The 16,409-nt window shown below is 71.1% G+C and carries 17 protein-coding genes; 9 read left to right on the top strand and 8 right to left on the bottom strand.

Features of this window, described 5'->3' with window-relative positions; all coding sequences use genetic code 11:
* Nucleotides 1–16: 16 nt before the first annotated feature.
* Nucleotides 17–943, bottom strand: a complete 927-nt coding sequence (locus AB0H78_RS05155; RefSeq protein WP_363232867.1) for a carbohydrate ABC transporter permease — start codon at nucleotides 941–943, stop codon at nucleotides 17–19.
* Nucleotides 940–1,794, bottom strand: coding sequence for an ABC transporter permease subunit (locus tag AB0H78_RS05150; protein WP_363232866.1), 855 nt, complete (start codon nucleotides 1,792–1,794; stop codon nucleotides 940–942). The genes AB0H78_RS05155 and AB0H78_RS05150 overlap by 4 nt, the downstream gene beginning before the upstream one ends.
* A gap of 299 nt (nucleotides 1,795–2,093) precedes the next feature.
* Here AB0H78_RS05150 and AB0H78_RS05145 point away from each other — a divergent pair, with 299 nt between their 5' ends.
* On the top strand, nucleotides 2,094–3,095 hold the full coding sequence (locus AB0H78_RS05145; RefSeq protein WP_363232865.1) for a hydroxyacid dehydrogenase: 1,002 nt from the start codon (nucleotides 2,094–2,096) through the stop codon (nucleotides 3,093–3,095).
* Nucleotides 3,096–3,123: 28 nt separating this feature from the next.
* Here AB0H78_RS05145 and AB0H78_RS05140 read toward each other — a convergent pair whose 3' ends face one another.
* A complete protein-coding gene (locus AB0H78_RS05140; RefSeq protein WP_363232864.1) occupies nucleotides 3,124–4,131 on the bottom strand; it encodes a DMT family transporter in 1,008 nt (335 codons plus the stop codon).
* Nucleotides 4,128–4,958 carry a phosphatase PAP2 family protein gene (locus AB0H78_RS05135; RefSeq protein WP_363232863.1) on the bottom strand — a complete coding sequence of 277 codons (831 nt, stop codon included), beginning with the start codon at nucleotides 4,956–4,958 and terminating at the stop codon, nucleotides 4,128–4,130. The genes AB0H78_RS05140 and AB0H78_RS05135 overlap by 4 nt, the downstream gene beginning before the upstream one ends.
* Nucleotides 4,959–5,100: 142 nt before the next feature.
* Between AB0H78_RS05135 and AB0H78_RS05130 the strand changes: the two genes are divergently transcribed.
* From AB0H78_RS05130 to AB0H78_RS05110, 5 genes are all read left to right on the top strand, one after another.
* Complete coding sequence (locus tag AB0H78_RS05130; protein ID WP_363232862.1) at nucleotides 5,101–5,712, top strand: TetR/AcrR family transcriptional regulator C-terminal ligand-binding domain-containing protein; 612 nt, start codon at nucleotides 5,101–5,103, stop codon at nucleotides 5,710–5,712.
* 146 nt (nucleotides 5,713–5,858) lie between these two features.
* Nucleotides 5,859–6,377 (top strand): DinB family protein, encoded by a 519-nt coding sequence (locus AB0H78_RS05125; RefSeq protein ID WP_363232861.1) that lies wholly within the window; start codon nucleotides 5,859–5,861, stop codon nucleotides 6,375–6,377.
* Between the two features lie 53 nt (nucleotides 6,378–6,430).
* The gene (locus tag AB0H78_RS05120; RefSeq protein ID WP_363232860.1) at nucleotides 6,431–7,090 is read left to right on the top strand and encodes a ThuA domain-containing protein; all 660 of its coding nucleotides are present in this window, start codon (nucleotides 6,431–6,433) and stop codon (nucleotides 7,088–7,090) included.
* Nucleotides 7,075–8,157, top strand: coding sequence for a Gfo/Idh/MocA family oxidoreductase (locus AB0H78_RS05115; RefSeq protein ID WP_363232859.1), 1,083 nt, complete (start codon nucleotides 7,075–7,077; stop codon nucleotides 8,155–8,157). Before AB0H78_RS05120 ends, AB0H78_RS05115 begins: the two co-directional genes overlap by 16 nt.
* 24 nt (nucleotides 8,158–8,181) lie before the next feature.
* Entirely contained in the window at nucleotides 8,182–8,577 is a 396-nt protein-coding gene (locus tag AB0H78_RS05110; protein WP_363232858.1) for a YchJ family metal-binding protein, read from the top strand.
* 8 nt (nucleotides 8,578–8,585) lie between these two features.
* Here the strand turns inward: AB0H78_RS05110 and AB0H78_RS05105 are convergent, their stop codons facing one another.
* Together AB0H78_RS05105 and AB0H78_RS05100 are read right to left on the bottom strand one after the other, a co-directional pair.
* A complete protein-coding gene (locus AB0H78_RS05105; RefSeq protein ID WP_363232857.1) occupies nucleotides 8,586–8,981 on the bottom strand; it encodes a ribonuclease in 396 nt (131 codons plus the stop codon).
* Between the two features lie 132 nt (nucleotides 8,982–9,113).
* Nucleotides 9,114–10,004, bottom strand: coding sequence for an RNase H family protein (locus tag AB0H78_RS05100; RefSeq protein ID WP_363232856.1), 891 nt, complete (start codon nucleotides 10,002–10,004; stop codon nucleotides 9,114–9,116).
* Between the two features lie 211 nt (nucleotides 10,005–10,215).
* On the opposite strand from AB0H78_RS05100, the gene tdh reads away from it, so the two are divergent.
* From tdh to AB0H78_RS05085, 3 genes are read left to right on the top strand one after another with little or no spacing between them, the layout of a single operon-like run.
* A complete protein-coding gene (gene tdh, locus AB0H78_RS05095) occupies nucleotides 10,216–11,244 on the top strand; it encodes an L-threonine 3-dehydrogenase (RefSeq protein ID WP_363232855.1) in 1,029 nt (342 codons plus the stop codon).
* A 56-nt stretch (nucleotides 11,245–11,300) separates the two neighbouring features.
* A complete protein-coding gene (locus AB0H78_RS05090; protein ID WP_363232854.1) occupies nucleotides 11,301–12,482 on the top strand; it encodes a glycine C-acetyltransferase in 1,182 nt (393 codons plus the stop codon).
* Nucleotides 12,479–13,393 carry a LysR family transcriptional regulator gene (locus tag AB0H78_RS05085; RefSeq protein WP_363232853.1) on the top strand — a complete coding sequence of 305 codons (915 nt, stop codon included), beginning with the start codon at nucleotides 12,479–12,481 and terminating at the stop codon, nucleotides 13,391–13,393. The genes AB0H78_RS05090 and AB0H78_RS05085 overlap by 4 nt, the downstream gene beginning before the upstream one ends.
* 3 nt (nucleotides 13,394–13,396) lie before the next feature.
* Here AB0H78_RS05085 and AB0H78_RS05080 read toward each other — a convergent pair whose 3' ends face one another.
* Together AB0H78_RS05080 and AB0H78_RS05075 are read right to left on the bottom strand one after the other, a co-directional pair.
* Entirely contained in the window at nucleotides 13,397–15,298 is a 1,902-nt protein-coding gene (locus AB0H78_RS05080) for a M64 family metallopeptidase (RefSeq protein ID WP_363232852.1), read from the bottom strand.
* 80 nt (nucleotides 15,299–15,378) lie between these two features.
* On the bottom strand, nucleotides 15,379–16,407 hold the full coding sequence (locus AB0H78_RS05075; RefSeq protein ID WP_363232851.1) for a LacI family DNA-binding transcriptional regulator: 1,029 nt from the start codon (nucleotides 16,405–16,407) through the stop codon (nucleotides 15,379–15,381).
* Nucleotides 16,408–16,409 lie beyond the last annotated feature (2 nt).

Here is a 16,409-nt window from a genome sequence, read left to right as displayed (position 1 = left end):
GGGAGGTGCGGGTGGGTCAGCTCTTGATGGCGCCGGTGAGCACGCCCTTGGTGAAGTACTTCTGCAGGAAGGGATAGACGATCAGGATCGGAACGGTCGCGATGACGAGCACCGCCATCTGCGTCGTCTGCGGGGCGGAGACCATGCCGGCCTCGCTCGCTCCGGTGTCGGCGATCTGTGCGCCGCCGATCACGTAGGTGCGGAGCACCTGTTGGAGCGGCCAGTGGTCGGAGTTCATATAGATCGAGGCATGGAACCAGGCGTTCCAGTAGCTCACCGCGTAGAAGAGGCCGACGACCGCGAGGGCCGCCTTGGAGAGCGGGAGCACGATCCGCCAGAGCGTCTGCCAGTCGCCCGCGCCGTCCAGCCGGGCTGCCTCGTACAGCTCCTCGGGGATGCCCTGGAAGAAGCCGCGCAGGACCACGAGGTTGAAGACGTTGATGAGGACGGGGGCGATCAGGGCCGCGTAGTTGTCGAGCAGCCCCATCCCCTTGACCAGCAGGAAGGCGGGGATCATGCCGGGCGGGAAGAGGAAGGTGAAGAGGATCAGCATCAGTGCCGGCTTGGCGCCGAAGACCTTGGGGCGACTCAGCGCGTACGCGAGGAACGTCGTGCAGGCGAGCGAGAAGAGCGTCCCGAAGAAGGTGACGCCGACGCTCACCCCGAGCGCCTTGGTGACGATGCCGCCGTCGAGGATCTGCTCGTAGGCGCGGGTGGTGGGGTGGGCGGGCCAGAGCACCCAGCCGCCGTTGTCGACGACCTCCTGGTTGGAGGCGAGGCTGGTCGAGATGATCACCAGGAAGGGGACGAGGACCAGGAGGAGCAGGGCGGCGATGGCGATCGCCTTGCCGGCCTGGGTGACGGGCTTCGGCTTCTCGGACCAGGCGGGGCGAACGGGCCGTATGTGTCGTACGGGGCGTACAGGGCGAACTGCGGTGGTCATCGGTAGATCCCCTGCTCTCCGAGCCGGTGCGCGACCTTGTTGGCCGCGAAGACGAGGGCCGCGCCGACGACGCCCTTGAAGAGCCCGGCGGCGGCCGCGTAGCCGGTGTCGCCGCCGACCAGGCCCTGCCAGAAGACGAAGGTGTCGAGGATCTCGCCCGCTCCGGGGCCCACCGTGGAGCGCTGGAGCAGCATCTGTTCGAAGCCCACGGACAGCACGTCGCCCAGCCGCATGATCAGCAGCAGCACGATCACCGGCCTGATGGACGGCAGGGTGACGTGCCAGAACCGGCGCCAGGGGCCCGCGCCGTCGATGGCGGCGGCCTCGTAACTCTGCTCGTCGACCTGCATCAGGGCGGCGAGGAAGATGATCGTGCCCCAGCCCGCGTCCTTCCAGATGACCTGGGCGACGACGAGCGGCCGGTACGCGTCGGGGTTGCCGATGATGTCGACCGAGTGCAGTCCGGCGTCGCCGAGGACGCTGTTCAACAGGCCTGTCGCGCCGAGGACTTGCTGGAACAGGGCGACCACGATCACCCAGGACAGGAAGTGCGGCAGATAGACCACGGACTGGACGAAGCGCCGCAGCAGGTCCGAGGTGAGGCTGTGCAGCAGCAGGGCGACGGCCAGGGGTACGGGGAAGAAGAAGACCAGCTGGAGCAGGGCGATGGCCAGGGTGTTCCAGGTGGCGTGCCAGAAGTCGGGGTCGCCGAACATCCGGCTGAAGTTCTCGGCGCCGACCCAGGGGCTGGCCCAGAGGCCGTCGAACGGCACGTACTCCTTGAAGGCCACGACGTTGCCGATGAAGGCGCCGTAGTGGAAGAGCAGGAAGTACGCGAGTCCCGGGAGCATCAGCAGGACCAGGGTCCGGCTCGACTGGAAACGCTTCCACCGGTGACTCCCTGATGAATCAGGGGAGTTCGGTGGATTTGTGCGCTCGATGGGTGGCTTCACCGCCCCACCGCCGGTTCGATTCTCTGTCACCGTGGGCACGGCAACCCTTCCGTCGTCGGGTCAAGGTGCGAGGAATCTAAAGCGGTTACATGAGGCGGTCAACCCTTCGCGTCCTTACTTCTCTTGACCTCATGCGAGAAATCGCTCTAGCCTCCTGCACTGTTGTGGAAACGGTTACAGACAGAGAGTGGGCATTCGTGGCCGACCGACCAACCACCGCGCTGGCCATGGGTCTTGACGTGGCACGGGCGGTCTTCCCGCCCGGACTGCGTGAACGGCTGCGGCGCTGCGCCGACTTGGCGGATGTCACGCTGACCGGATCGCTCACCGGAGGAGAGGCCCGTGCGGTCCTGGCCGACACACAGCTGCTGATCACCGGCTGGGGCTGCCCGCCGCTGACCGCGGACGTCCTGGTCATGGCACCCCGGCTGCAGGCGGTCGTCCACTCCGCGGGGTCGGTCAAGCGCCTGGTCACGGACGCGGTGTGGGAGCGCGGTCTGCTCGTCTCCTCGGCCGCGGACGCCAACGCGGGCCCCGTCGTGGACTACACCGTCGCCGTCATCACCCTCGCCTCGAAGCGCGCCCTGCCCGCGGCCGCGCACTATGCGCAGGCCTGGCCCGCGTTCTCGGAGCGGGAGGGCGCGGACGGCCGTACGGTCGGCATCATCGGCGCCTCGCGCATCGGCCGCGGCGTACTCGCCCGGCTCGCCGCATCGGACACCGGCCACCGGCTGCTGCTGACCGATCCGTACGTCACCGGGCGCGAAGCCGCGGCATGGGGCGCGGAACTGGTCCCCCTCGACGAACTGTGCAGCCGCAGCTCGGTGGTGAGCATCCACGCCCCCGAACTCCCCGAAACCCACCGGCTGCTGAACGCGCGGATGCTGGCCCTGATCCCGGACGGCGGCACCGTCGTCAACACGGCGCGCGGCAGCCTGCTGGACACCGAGGCCCTGACCCGGGAGTGCGCCTCGGGCCGGCTGGACGCCTTCCTCGACGTCACCGACCCCGAGCCGCTCCCCGCCGGCCATCCGCTCCTCACGCTCCCCAACGTCCTGACCACCCCGCATCTCGCGGGCGCCCAGGGCAGCGAGGTGCTCCGCCTCGGTGTCTACGCGGTCGAGGAGGCGGAGCGTTTCGCGAGAGGGGAGCCCCTGCGCGGCGGTCTCGGGCGAGCCGACCTGACCCGGCTCGCCTGAGACCGCTCACCCCCGGCGGCCCGGCCGGTCAGTGGCCGGGCGCCGACGAGGAGGAGTGCGAGAGGGCCGAAGCGGGGGGCGGGAACGTCGTCCGCTGCACCGGGATGCCCGGGAGCCCGGGGATGGTGGAGATCGTTGGGAGAACCGGATACGCAAGGGCGGGCGCAGGCTCGGGCAGCGGCTCGGGCAGTGGCGCAGGTGCTTCCGGTACGCCGGCCGGTGCGGTCCGCGTGAGCAGGAACACACCGCGGACGGCGGCCGCCGCACCCGCGAGGGCGAGCAGCAGCCCCTCGATACCACCGGTGAGGTGCTCGCCGAGCAGGGTCAGACCGATGACCGACGCGGCGATCGGATTGGCCAGGGTGACGACGGCGAGCGGGGCGCCCAGACCGTCGCGGTAGGCGGTCTGGGAGAGCAGCAGACCGCTTGCGGCGAAGGCCGCGACCAGCACGGCCACCAGGATGACCTGCCAGGTCAGCAGGGGGCCCGTGCGGTCGGTGACCGAGACCGTCACGGTCTGGGTGAGGGCCGATGCCACTCCGGAGGCGATCCCGGAAGCGGCCGCGTGGCGCAGTCCGCTGTGCCTGCCGCGGCGGGAGAGCCCGACGACCAGCGCCATGGTGATCACCGCGACGCCCAGTGCCTGGGGGACGTCCAGGGTGTTCTCGGGGGCGTGGCCGCTCGCGGTCAGCAGCAGCGCGCCGAGCCCCGCCAGGGTGAGCGCGGTGCCGCGCCACTCGCCCCGCCCCACGCGCCGGCCGGCGAGGTGGGCGCCGAGCGGGACGGCGGCGACCAGGGTGAGGGCGCCGAGCGGCTGGACGAGCGTGAGCGATCCGTACTTCAGTGCCGCCACATGCAGCAGGGCACCGGCGGCATTGAGCCCGACCGACGCCCACCAGGCGCCGCGCCCGAGCAGGCGCAGTACGCCGGCGGAGGGCGCGGTGCGGGAGGCGAGCCGCTCCTGGGCGACGGCGGCGGTCGCGTAACCGACAGCGGAGAGCAGGGAGAGGACGACGGCGGTGACGGTGGCGTTCATCGTGCGCCTCCCGATGCTGCGAGTTCGCGGATGGGTTCGGGTACGGGTCCATGCACGAGTTCGGACTCGCGCCGGGGCCCGGACTCATCGCGTAGGGAGGAATCGGTGCGCGGGAGGCGGAAGACCGCGAGCGCGATGCCCAGCAGGGCGGTCGCGGCTATCGCGTCCAGCCAGTAGTGGTTGGCGGTGCCGACGACCACCAGGAGCGTCATCAGCGGGTGCAGCAGCCACAGCCAGCGCCACCGCGAGCGGGTCGCGACGATCAGGCCTATGGCCACCATCAGCGCCCAGCCGAAGTGCAGCGAGGGCATCGCCGCGAACTGGTTCGCCATCGAGTCGGTGTCCGGGTCGGCCCCGTACACGGAGGGACCGTAGACCTGGGCCGTGTCGACCAGATGTGCCGAGGCGAGCATCCTCGGCGGTGCGAGCGGGAACAGGAGGTGGAGTGCGAGCGCGGCACCGGTCAGTGCGGCGAGCACCCGCCGGGCCGAGGTGTAGAAGACCGGCCGGCGCCAGTACAGCCAGGCCAGGAAGGCGAGGGTGGCCGGGAAGTGGACGGTCGCGTAGTACGTGTTCGCCACGTGTATCAGCGCGTCGCTGTGCAGCAGCATGCCCTGCACCCCGCCCTCGCCGGGCAGGTGCAGGATGCGCTCGGCGTTCCACACATGTCCGGCGTTGCGGAAGGCTTCGTCGACATGACCATTGGCAGCCTGCCTGCCGAACTTGTACACCAGGAAGAGTCCGGCGACGAGCAGCAGCTCGCGCACGAGGGGCGGGCGGGCAGAAGTGTCCGTCTCCCTTTCGGCAGGCTCATGTCGGGCGTGCATCACCCGTGCCCCTTTGCATTCCGTCATCGATAGATCGACAAGACGTCACTCCACGCCGTATCGATACGCCAGTGTACCGATACGGCGGCGTATCGGTACACTGGCGTATCGATGCTGCTCGTCACACCGAAAGGGAGAGCTCATGCCGTCGCCCCAGGACTCCGCGATCACGTCGTCGCGCTCCAAGATCACGCCCGAGCGTGCGCAGGAGTTCTACGAGGCGGTGCTCACCCTCCTCAGGGAGGGCGGGTACGACGCGCTGACCATGGAGGGCGTCGCCGCGCTCAGCCGCTGCGGCAAGTCCACGCTCTACCGGCAGTGGGGGACGAAGCCCCAGCTGGTGGCGTGTGCGCTGCGCGGGAGCAAGGCGGCGACCATCGCGGACATCGACACCGGCACACTCTCCGGGGATCTGCGCCAGGTGGCCCAGGCGCTCGGCGCCGACGCCGGGCACGACACCCCGCTGATGCACGCGGTCAGCCAGGCCGCCCTGCAGAACCCGGAGCTGATGGAAGCGCTGCGCGAGGCGCTGATCGTGCCGGCCGCGGCTGCCTTCGACGCGATGCTGGCCCGGGGCGTCGAACGCGGCGAGATCGCGGCCGACAACCCGGCGAGGGAGTTCGTCGCGGCCCAGCTGATGGGCGCGATGCGCGCCCGGCCGATGCTGGAGGGCAAGAACGCCGACGCGGCCTACCTCACCCGCTTCATCGAGAGCGCGCTCTTTCCCGCGCTGGGACTCACCAAGTCCCCCTAGAACAGGCTGCCTTCGTTCGAGCGGGACGAAGGTTGCCGGCGCCGCACCGTGGGGACGGGGGCGGCGCACCTCGTGAGCCCGGGGGCGCCCTGGACGACCAGGGCGCCCACGGGTGCGTCCGGACACGCTCCGTATGATCGCGCCCCATGACGGACAACATCCCGGACAACCGGATCGGACCGCCCCTGCGCGGCGACGAACGCGAGACGCTGCGCACCTTCCTCGACTACCACCGGGCCACCCTGGCCATGAAGTGCGAGGGGCTCTCGGACGACGATCTGCGGCGCAGGTCCATGCCGCCCTCGACGCTCACGCTTCTCGGCCTGGTGCGCCACATGTGCGAGGTCGAGCGCACCTGGTTCCGCAAGGTGATCAACGGCGAGGACATCACGCTCGTCTGGTCGCCGGAGAACGACTACCAGGTCGCGTACGACGCCGAAGCCTCCACGCGCTCCGAGGCGTTCGCCGCCTGGGAGACGGAGGTCGAGCACTCCCGGCGTATCGAGAAGGAGGCGGAGTCCCTCGACGTCACCGGCCACAACAAGAAGTGGGACGAGGACGTGTCGCTCCGCCTGGTGATGCTGCACATGATCCACGAATACGCGCGCCACAACGGCCACGCCGACTTCCTCCGCGAGGGCATCGACGGCGTCGTCGGAGCCTGAGCGGGGTCCTGCCGGCCGGTTGGGCGCCGATCTCAGGGGGGAGTGTGAGAACCATGACTTCCGAAATCCGCAGGGCCCTTGTCGTACGCGGCGGTTGGGAGGGGCACGAGCCGGTGAAGACCACCGAGCTCTTCGTCCCCTTCCTCCGCTCGCACGGCTTCGACATCGATGTCAGCGACACCCTCGACGTGTACGCCGACCCTCAACGCCTCGCCGCCACCGATCTGGTGGTGCAGTGCTGGTCCATGGGTGAGATCACCGCCGCCCAGAGCGAAGGGCTCGTCGCCGCCGTCCGTGCCGGTACCGGACTGGCCGGCTGGCACGGCGGGATCGTCGACTCCTTCCGCGGCGACCTCGGCTACCACCGGATGACCGGCGGCCAGTTCCTGATGCATCCGCCGGGATTCCACGACCACGAGGTCAGCCCGGTGCCCGCACGGGCCGACCACCCCGTTGTCGCGGGCCTCGGCGACTTCCGTGTGCACACCGAGCAGTACTGGATGTCGACCGACCCGCTGATCGACGTCCTCGCCACCACCGTCTTCCCCGCGGGCGACGAGCACGACCGGCCCGTCACCATGCCCGCGGTTTGGACCCGGAACTGGGGCGCGGGACGCGTCTTCGTCTCCACCATCGGCCACAAACCGGACGACTTCGACGTCCCCGAAGTGCGGACACTCACCGAGAGGGGACTGCTGTGGGCGAGCCGCTGAACATCGGCATGGTCGGGGCGGGCAAGATCAGCGGGGCCTATCTGGACACCCTGGAACGCCTGGACACCGTCCGCCTGACCGCCGTGACGGACCTCGACCCGCACCGTGCGAAGACGGCCGCCGCGCGGATACCCGGGGCCGAAGCCGCCGGATCGGTCGAGGAGTTGCTGCTGCGCACCGACGTCGACGCGGTGCTCAACCTCACCGTTCCCGCCGTGCACGCCCCGGTGGCCCTCGCCGCGCTCGCCGCGGGCAAGCACGTCTACGGCGAGAAGCCCCTGGCCGTCACCCGTGAGGAGGCCGACGCGATCCTCGCGGCCGCAGGGGTGGGCGGGCTCCGGGTGGGCTGCGCGCCCGACACCGTGCTCGGCACCGGGACGCAGACCGCACGCGCGGCCGTCGACGACGGCCTGATCGGCAGACCGGTCGCCGCCACCGCCTTCATGGCCTCGGCGGGACCGGAGTCCTGGCATCCGGACCCGGAGTTCTACTACAGGACCGGCGGCGGGCCGCTGCTCGACATGGGTCCGTACTACCTCTCCGCCCTGGTCCAGGTCCTGGGCCCGGTCGTCCGCGTCACCGGCGCGGCGTCGCGTACCCGCACCGAACGGGAGACCGGCAGCGGCCCCCGGGCCGGAACCCGCTTCCCGGTGGAGGTGGACACCCATGTCACCGGCGTCCTGGAACATGCCGGCGGCGCCCTGACCACCCTCGTCATGAGCTTCGACGTCCATGCGGCGCGGCTCCCGTGCATCGAGGTGCACGGCACCGAGGGCTCGCTCTCGGTCCCCGACCCCAACGGCTTCGACGGACCGGTCGAGCTCCACCGGGCAGGAGGGGAATGGGAGTTGCTGCCCGTGGCGGCGGGCTACCGGGGTGCGGGACGTGGCATCGGACTCGCGGACCTGGCCGACGCCCTGGCCGCGGACCGCCCGCACCGGGCCTCGGCCGAGCTCTCCCGCCACGTCCTCGATGTGATGCTCACACTGCTGGACGCGGCACGGGAGGGCGCGGCGCTGGAGGTGCGGAGCAGCTGCGTACGCCCCGATCCGGTGCGCCCGCGGTAGCCGGACCCCGGCAGAATGACCGCCATGCCCCGAACCACTGCCCCGCTGCCCTGCCCCTGCGGACTGCCCGCCCCGTACGCCTCGTGCTGCGGCCGCTACCACTCCGGTGCGGCCGCGGCTCCCACGGCCGAGGCGCTGATGCGCTCGCGCTACAGCGCCTTCGCCGTGCGGGACGCGGCGTATCTGCTGCGGACCTGGCACCCCACGACGCGGCCACCGGTCATCGAGCTCGACGCCGGACAGCGGTGGCAGCGGCTGGAGATCCTCGCCACGACGGACGGCACCGGCTTCCACACCAAGGGGACGGTCACCTTCCGGGCGCACTGGAGCTACCGCGGCGAGGCGGACTCGCTCCACGAGTGCAGCCGCTTCGAGCGGTACGAGGGTGCGTGGGTGTACGTCGACGGAATCATCGACTGAGCCGTGGCTCAGCAGCCGAAGTCGACCAGCCGGAAGGTGACGTAGTGGTCGGCCGTGTAGTAGTCCTCGGCGGTCTTCGTGCCGGTGACGATGCGGCGCGCTCCGCGCGTGGAACTGCCGGGCGTGATGACCGTGTACTCGTGGTAGTAGCCGGTGGACTGCGAGGGGAGGACGCCCTCGCGGTTCTGGAAGACGACACCGTCCTGGGAGTACGGGAACGGGCCGCCCGCGTCGATCAGGTCGAGGGTGTCGTGGGCCTGGGAGGGCAGCGCCGTGTAACAGACGGTCCCGCTGACGGTGGCATGGGCCTCGGTGGCGACCAGGACGGAGGGGGCCACGACGACCGCGGTGGCGACGGCGACGGCGGCGGCACGGGAGCGCAACGCGCGTAGAGTGATTCGCATGTGGACCAGGATGAGGGGCGGACGGACCCCAGCGGAAGAGCTGTGATGAACCGTCACTTCCGCTTTACTTCGCGTCACTTGATGGAAACCCACCCTCACGGGACCTTCACGCCGCGCAGGATTCAACAGCGCTCAGGCCGCTGATTCCTGCCACTGGGCCACCGCTTCCGCCGCGATCGCGGCGGCGGTCGCACGAGCCGTCGCGGGCGGAACGCCCGCGCCGGCGGTCCGCCGGGCGTGCAGCGCGAGCCGGTCGGCGCCCTCGTTGAGCGGGTGGCCGTCGTGGCCGCGCACCCAGCGCAGTGTCACCGGTGGCCGCAAGGTCAGCTCCTGGCGTATCGCGAGCAGCGTCCCGTGCACCCGGGCGCTGCGCGAGGAAGGGGTGCGCCACGGCCCGCCGGGCCGCTCCGGGCGCAGACCGCCCACCAGATGGATCGCGGCACGGCTGTCGCACAGCACGGTGAGGTCATGGGTGCGCGGCACGGCCCTCAACAGCTCCTGGATGCCGATGAGTTCGGCCTCCAGCGGCTCGGCGCACACCGCGGGTCCGTAGCCGTACGCACCGTCCTCCGCCAGCCAGGCCCAGCCGCCGTCCCTGGTGTGCTGCGCATGCGAGCCGTCGCTCGCGGCGGTCAGTGCGGGACGCCGCTCGGTGGCCTCGCGCACCAGGCGCGTCGCGGCCTCCCTGGCGCGGCTGTGCAGAAGGCTGCCACCGATCACGTCCTGCGGTGCGCATACGGTCACGTACGGGATCTGCGCGGCGAGTTCGGTCAGCGTCAGGGCGAGCAGCGAGTCGTTGCAGAGCAGCGTGACCCGGCTGCGGTCCACCAGCGCGGGCCGCCCCAGCAGCACCTCCATGGCGCCCAGGAGCGCCCGGGGATGGTCGAGGCCAGGAGGGCACAGCGTCTCGGCGTGCCAGCCGCCCGCCTCGGTCAGCGCCCAGGCGCGGCGGCCCGCGCGCTTGGCGACGGCGAGCGCGGTGAGGGTGGGGGAGGGCGCGGAAGGCGTGGCGGCCGTGGTCATGGTGGACCTCCGGTCTCGTATCGGACACGAGTGCGCGGTGTACTCCATGACGTGCGAGCGACGCCTGAGGTTCCCGGGCTGCGGTGCGAGAAACGGTGTGTGAAGCTCCGCTGTGGGCCCGCTTAAGAAAACCTCGATGGACCGACGGGGCCCTGACTCGGCAGATTGGTGCTGTTCACTGATCGCCACCGCCACGCCTGGAGCCGCCGCGATGAAGGCACTTGTCAAGCAGCACGCCGAGCCGGGGCTGTGGCTCATGGACGTCCCCGAGCCGGAGACGGGCCCCGGCGACGTACTGATCAAGGTCCTGCGCACCGGCATCTGCGGCACCGATCTGCACATCCGCTCCTGGGACGGCTGGGCGCAGCAGGCGGTCTCCACCCCGCTCGTCCTCGGGCACGAGTTCGTGGGCGAGGTCGCCTCGGTGGGCGCCGACGTGCGCGACATCGCGGTCGGCGACCTGGTCAGCGGCGAGGGACACCTGGTCTGCGGAAAGTGCCGCAACTGTCTGGCCGGGCGCCGTCACCTGTGCCGCTCGACGATCGGTCTCGGCGTCGGCCGCGACGGTGCCTTCGCGGAGTACGTCGCGCTGCCCGCATCGAACGTATGGGTGCACCGGTCCCCGGTCGACCTCGACGTCGCCGCGATCTTCGACCCCTTCGGCAACGCCGTCCACACCGCGCTCTCCTTCCCGCTGGTCGGCGAGGACGTCCTGATCACCGGGGCGGGCCCGATCGGCATCATGGCGGCGGCGGTCGCCAAGCACGCGGGTGCGCGCAATGTGGTCATCACCGACGTCAGCCCCTACCGCCTCGACCTGGCGACCAAGGCGGGCGCGACGCTCGCGGTGAACGTCGCCGAGACGTCGATCGCCGAGGCGCAGAGCCGGCTCGGCCTGCGCGAGGGCTTCGACATCGGTCTCGAGATGTCGGGCCGCCCCGAGGCGATGCGCGACATGGTCGCGAACATGACGCACGGCGGGCGCATCGCGATGCTCGGGCTGCCGGCGGAGGAGTTCGCGGTGGACTGGGCGAAGATCGTGACGTCGATGATCACCGTGAAGGGGATCTACGGGCGCGAGATGTTCGAGACGTGGTACGCGATGACGGTGCTTCTGGAGGGGGGCCTGGACCTGTCCCCGGTCATCACCAACCGGTACGGCTTCCAGGACTTCGACGCGGCGTTCGACGAGGCGGCGACCGGCCGCTGCGGCAAGATCATTCTGGACTGGACGGCATGATCCGCCGCACGCGCTGATTCCCCACGCCTCGCCACACCACCTTCCCAAGGAGCCCCATGTTCGACAGCGTCCGCGAGGACTTCCAGGCCACCCTCGACGAGATCCGCGAGGCCGGGCTCTTCAAGCCCGAGCGCGTCATCTCCACCCCCCAGAACGCCACCGTCTCCGTCCCCTCCGGCGACGTGCTGAACTTCTGCGCCAACAACTACCTCGGCCTCGCCGACCACCCCGAGGTCGTGGCCGCGGCCAAGGACGCCCTGGACCGCTGGGGCTACGGCATGGCCTCCGTCCGCTTCATCTGCGGCACCCAGGACGTCCACAAGGACCTGGAGAGCCGCCTCTCGGCGTTCCTCGGCCAGGAGGACACGATCCTGTACTCCTCCTGCTTCGACGCCAACGGCGGCGTCTTCGAGACCATCCTCGGCGCCGAGGACGCGGTCATCTCCGACGCCCTCAACCACGCCTCGATCATCGACGGCATCCGCCTCTGCAAGGCCCGCCGCCACCGCTACGCCAACCGTGACATGGCCGACCTGGAGCAGCAGCTCAAGGACACCCAGGACGCGCGCCGCCGCCTCATCGTCACCGACGGCGTCTTCTCCATGGACGGCTACGTCGCCCCCCTCGCCGAGATCTGCGACCTCGCCGAGCGCTACAACGCCATGGTGATGGTCGACGACTCGCACGCCGTCGGCTTCGTCGGCCCCGGCGGCCGCGGCACCCCCGAGCTGCACGGCGTCATGGACCGCGTCGACATCATCACCGGCACCCTCGGCAAGGCCCTCGGCGGCGCATCCGGCGGCTACGTCGCCGCCCGCGCGGAGATCGTCGCCCTGCTCCGCCAGCGCTCGCGCCCGTACCTCTTCTCGAACTCCCTCGCCCCGGTCATCGCCGCCGCCTCCCTCAAGGTCCTCGACCTCCTGGAGTCCGCGGGCGACCTCCGTGACAAGCTCGCCGCCAACACTTCGCTCTTCCGTACGAAGATGACCGAGGCCGGCTTCGAGATCCTCCCCGGCGACCACGCCATCGCCCCCGTCATGATCGGCGACGCGGCGGAGGCCGCCCGCATGGCCGAGCTGCTCCTGGAGCGCGGGGTGTACGTGATCGGGTTCTCCTACCCCGTCGTCCCGATGGGCAAGGCCCGCATCCGCGTCCAGCTCTCCGCCGCGCACTCCACCGCCGACGTCGAGCGGGCAGTGGCGGCGTTCATCGAGGCACGCGCGACAATGGCCGGGTGATCGACCCCCGCCGTCTGCGCATCCTGCGGGCCGTGGCGGACCACCGTACGGTGACCGCCGCGGCCGCAGCGCTGTATCTGACCCCGTCCGCCGTCTCCCAGCAGCTCGCCGCGCTGGAGCAGGAGACCGGGTACGCCCTCCTCACCCGCAGCGGCCGGGGCGTGCGCCTCACCGCCGCGGGCGAGATCCTCCTCACCCACACCCACGAGGTCCTCGCCCAGCTGGAGCGCGCCGAGGCCGAGCTCGCCGCCTACGCGGGCGGCGCGGCCGGCGAGGTCACCGTCGCCGCCTTCGCGACGGGTATCGCCGAGGTGCTGGCCCCCGCGATCCGCGACCTCGCCGACACCCGCCCGGGCCTGCGCATCCACGTCCGCGACGCCGAGGGCGACGAGAGCCTGACCCTGGTCCTGGACGGCGAGGCGGACCTCGCGCTGGCCGTCGAATACCGGGGCGCGCCCCACGAGGACGACCGCCGCCTGGCCCGCGTCCCGCTCTACGCCGAGCCCTTCGACGCCGTACTGCCCTCCGGGCACCCCCTCGCCCAGGCCCCGACCGTGGAACTCGCCGCCCTCGCGGACGCCGACTGGATCGGCCAGTACCCCGGCAACCCGTGCCACGACGTGATGCTGCTCGCCTGCGAACTCGCCGGATTCGAGCCCCGGTTGACCCACTCCTCCGACGACTACCGCGCGGTCGTCGCCCTCGCGGGCGCGGGCGCCGGCGTGGCCCTGGTGCCGCGCTCCGCGCTGCGCGGGATGGAGCTGAAGGAGACGGTCGTACGCCCCGTGGAGGGCCCCGCGGCGACCCGTCGCGTCTTCGCGGCCGTACGAAGAGGGGCCGAGCAGCACCCGCTGCTGCGACCCCTCCTCGACGCGCTCGCCGAAGCGGCGGCCGGGCTCACCACCGGCTGAGGCTCACCCCTTCGGCTTCACCAGGGTGACCAGGAACTTCTTCGCAGGGCCGACGTTCCCCGCCGGGTCGACCGTCCGGTACTCGACGGTGTGGGTGCCGTAGTCGGGGGTCGCGTCGTCCCACGGCACGGCACGCGTCCTCCCGAGCTTGCCGTAGACGAGATTGTCGATGTTCGTGCCGCCGGGAGTGAAGCGGTACGGCGCCGAGGCGTCGGTCGGCCAGCCGTAGTAGGTGTACCAGCCGTCGCCGTCGACCCTGAACTGCGCGACCACATAGCCCTGTTGGTCATCGGTGGCCGTCAGCTTCATGGTGAACCCGCCGTCGTACACGTACTCCGTCGGCTTCCCGTGCCGACGGACGGTGCGCAGCGGCTCGGAGAGGGCGTACGCCGCCTCGGCCACAGTCGCGTCGACCGTCCACGTGAGCGCGTCGGAGCTCCCCGCGATCCCCGCCCGAAGGGTGTGCGTGCCCGGGCGGAGCTTCAGGGCGCTCAGGTCCAGGTCCCGGTCGTTGCCCCGGGTGTGCACCTGACGGCCGTCGAGCGACCAGCGGACGGAGGGTGCGCGGCCGGTGGCGGGGTGGGTGGTGTCGGCGTACACGACCGAAGAGGAGCCGACCGGCGCGGTGGTGGCGGTGTGATCCGTGAACGCGGCGGCCGCAGGGGCCTGTTGGGTCCGTATCGAGGTGTCGACGGTCCAGGCCGCCGTGCGGGTCAGCGCGCCGGAGGCCCGGATCGCCGGGTCCCGTACGAACGGCGTCGGATCGGTGACGGTGGCCGACAGCCGGTGCGTGCCGCTGCGCAGGTGCAGTGCGCGCAGGTCGATGCCGCGGGCACCCGCGGCGGACCGTACGGCATGGCCGTCGAGCTGCCAGGTGACATCCAGCGCGCCGCCCACCGGGTGCATCGTGTCGACCCACACCGACCGGTCGGCGCCGATCGGGGCGGTGCCGGGCGTGCGGTCCTGGATAAGGTCGACCTTGGCGGAGATCGCCTGGGTCATCACCTCGCGTTCCACCTGGTCGAAGGCGTAGCCCAGGGTCTTCATCATCGAGTGCCTGCTCGGCCGCCAGACACCCTTGGTGTCGTACATCCCGCCCTCGAAGCGGCCGATGGTCCCGCCCGAATCGCTCTTGTCGCCCAGCCAGCGCCACCACTTGGCGCGCTGGTCCTTCATCTGCTGCTCGGTGAGGAGAGTGTGGTGGGCGGAGTCCGGCTCGCCGCCCTCGTAGGTGCCGCCCGCGACGCCGCGTGCGTAGTAGTCGTACTCGTCCTGGAGGCCGCCGAGCGAGTGGCCTATCTCGTGCGGGGTGATCAGCGAGGAGAGGGCGTTGCCGCCGGAGGCGGTGGCGTACGTGCCGCCCGCGCCGCCGTACGTCGTGCTGTTGGCGAGGGCGACGATCTGCCGGTTCGAGCCCACCGTGCCCGGGACGAGATCGGCGAGCGCGGTTGCCTTCGCGCTGTTCATGGTGAGCAGCCGCTGCACGCTGCCCGCGTTGCACCCGCCCCAGAAGCCCATGTCGAGGACGGTGTCGCGGCGTGGTGCGTCCAGTCCTGGATCGCAGTCGACGCCGGACTCGGGGGACGGCGTCTGGACCGCCCAGACGTTGATGTACGAGCGGTAGGAGGCGAAGGGCTCGGTCGACCACAGCACGTTCATGTGCTTCTCGACATCGGCCCGGAAGGCGGGCAGTTCGGCGGCCGTGTAGCCGTCGCCGAGCACCACGATGTTGAAGCGTTTGTCGGCCGGACCCGTGGTCTGGACGGGCAGCACGGTCGCGTCCGCGGTCACGGGGGCCGCACCGGTGTCGGAGGCGGCCAGGGACGGGGTGGTGCCGAGGACGCATGCGGCGAGAAGCGCTCCCGCCGCGGCGAGCACCCCCGCCCGTCTGCCGGAAGCTGTCATGGGGCGGAGCGTACGGGTGGGGCCAATGAGCCGTAAAGAGGCCAGAGTTGAGGTCGCGGGGCACGTCCGGCCCCGGGCTGTCAGGCGGTGGACTCCCGGACGATCAGCTCCGTGGCGACTTCGACCCGGGTGGTCGGCGGGCTCTCCCCGGCGATCAGTTGCAGGACCATCCGGGCGGCCAGTGCCGTCATCTCGGCGAGCGGGGTGCGCACCGTCGTCAGCCGGGGTGTCACCCAGTCCGCGAAGGGCAGGTCGTCGAAGCCCACGACACTCAGGTCCTCGGGTATGCGCAGGCCGAGCGAAGCGGCCGCGCGATACGTGCCGAGCGCCTGATGGTCGCTGCCGGCGAAGATCGCGGTCGGGCGGTCGGGGAGACGCAGCAGGTCCAGGGCGTGCCGGTGCGCCAGGCCGTGGGTGAAGTCCCCGTAGCGTACGAGCTCTTCGTCGTACGCGATGCCCGCCTCCTCCAGCGCCGAGCGGTAACCGCCCACCCGCGCACGGGAGGTGAGCCTGCGCTCGGGCCCGCTGATGACCGCGATCCTGCGGTGGCCCAGCTCGGTCAGATGGCGGGTCGCCGCGAGCCCGCCGGGCCAGTTGGTGGCGCCCACCCAGGGCACGCCCGGCGCCGGTTCGTCGACCGGGGCGACCAGTGCGAACGGGAGGGAGAGGCGGCGCAGCTCCTGGTGCTGGGCGGGGGTGAGTTCGGGAACGACCAGGATCGCGCCGCGGGTGGGCCGGGTGGCGAGCGAGTCGAGCCACTGGCGGGCGAGCCGGCTGCGGCCGTGGGTGGCCGAGACGACCAGGCCCATCCCCACGTCGTGCAGGGTCTCCTCCGCGCCGCGGATCAGCTCCACCGCCCAGGGGCTGTCCAGCTCGTTGATGACGAAGTCGATCAGCCCGCCGTGGGGGAGTGCGGGGTCGGCGGGGCGGCTGCCCCCGGCCCGGTATCCGTGCTGTTCCAGGAGGCGTTGGACCTTGGTGCGCGTCTTCGACGATACATCGGATCTGTTGTGCAGCACTTTTGACACCGTGGACACCGAAACATGGGCCTGAAGCGCGATTTCGGCCAGGGTGCTCCCGGTTGATTCGTCCCCACCCGTTGACGTCATCC

Source organism: Streptomyces sp. NPDC050738 (assembly GCF_040654175.1).
Lineage (GTDB): Bacteria > Actinomycetota > Actinomycetes > Streptomycetales > Streptomycetaceae > Streptomyces.
The sequence above is the reverse complement of the archived record's forward strand: the minus strand, read 5'-3'. Positions and strand labels throughout refer to the sequence as shown.

Excerpts from the sequence above, each read along its gene's own strand:
- AB0H78_RS05100 (WP_363232856.1), bottom strand. The coding sequence starts at position 10,004 with ATGACCACGGCCGCCACGCCTTCCGCGCCCTCCCCCACCCTCACCGCG.
- AB0H78_RS05105 (WP_363232857.1), bottom strand. The coding sequence starts at position 8,981 with ATGCGAATCACTCTACGCGCGTTGCGCTCCCGTGCCGCCGCCGTCGCC.
- AB0H78_RS05110 (WP_363232858.1), top strand. The coding sequence starts at position 8,182 with ATGCCCCGAACCACTGCCCCGCTGCCCTGCCCCTGCGGACTGCCCGCC.
- AB0H78_RS05125 (WP_363232861.1), top strand. The coding sequence starts at position 5,859 with ATGACGGACAACATCCCGGACAACCGGATCGGACCGCCCCTGCGCGGC.
- AB0H78_RS05075 (WP_363232851.1), bottom strand. The coding sequence starts at position 16,407 with ATGACGTCAACGGGTGGGGACGAATCAACCGGGAGCACCCTGGCCGAA.
- AB0H78_RS05120 (WP_363232860.1), top strand. The coding sequence starts at position 6,431 with ATGACTTCCGAAATCCGCAGGGCCCTTGTCGTACGCGGCGGTTGGGAG.
- AB0H78_RS05135 (WP_363232863.1), bottom strand. The coding sequence starts at position 4,958 with ATGCACGCCCGACATGAGCCTGCCGAAAGGGAGACGGACACTTCTGCC.
- tdh (WP_363232855.1), top strand. The coding sequence starts at position 10,216 with ATGAAGGCACTTGTCAAGCAGCACGCCGAGCCGGGGCTGTGGCTCATG.
- AB0H78_RS05140 (WP_363232864.1), bottom strand. The coding sequence starts at position 4,131 with ATGAACGCCACCGTCACCGCCGTCGTCCTCTCCCTGCTCTCCGCTGTC.
- AB0H78_RS05155 (WP_363232867.1), bottom strand. The coding sequence starts at position 943 with ATGACCACCGCAGTTCGCCCTGTACGCCCCGTACGACACATACGGCCC.
- AB0H78_RS05150 (WP_363232866.1), bottom strand. The coding sequence starts at position 1,794 with ATGCTCCCGGGACTCGCGTACTTCCTGCTCTTCCACTACGGCGCCTTC.
- AB0H78_RS05080 (WP_363232852.1), bottom strand. The coding sequence starts at position 15,298 with ATGACAGCTTCCGGCAGACGGGCGGGGGTGCTCGCCGCGGCGGGAGCG.
- AB0H78_RS05130 (WP_363232862.1), top strand. The coding sequence starts at position 5,101 with ATGCCGTCGCCCCAGGACTCCGCGATCACGTCGTCGCGCTCCAAGATC.
- AB0H78_RS05090 (WP_363232854.1), top strand. The coding sequence starts at position 11,301 with ATGTTCGACAGCGTCCGCGAGGACTTCCAGGCCACCCTCGACGAGATC.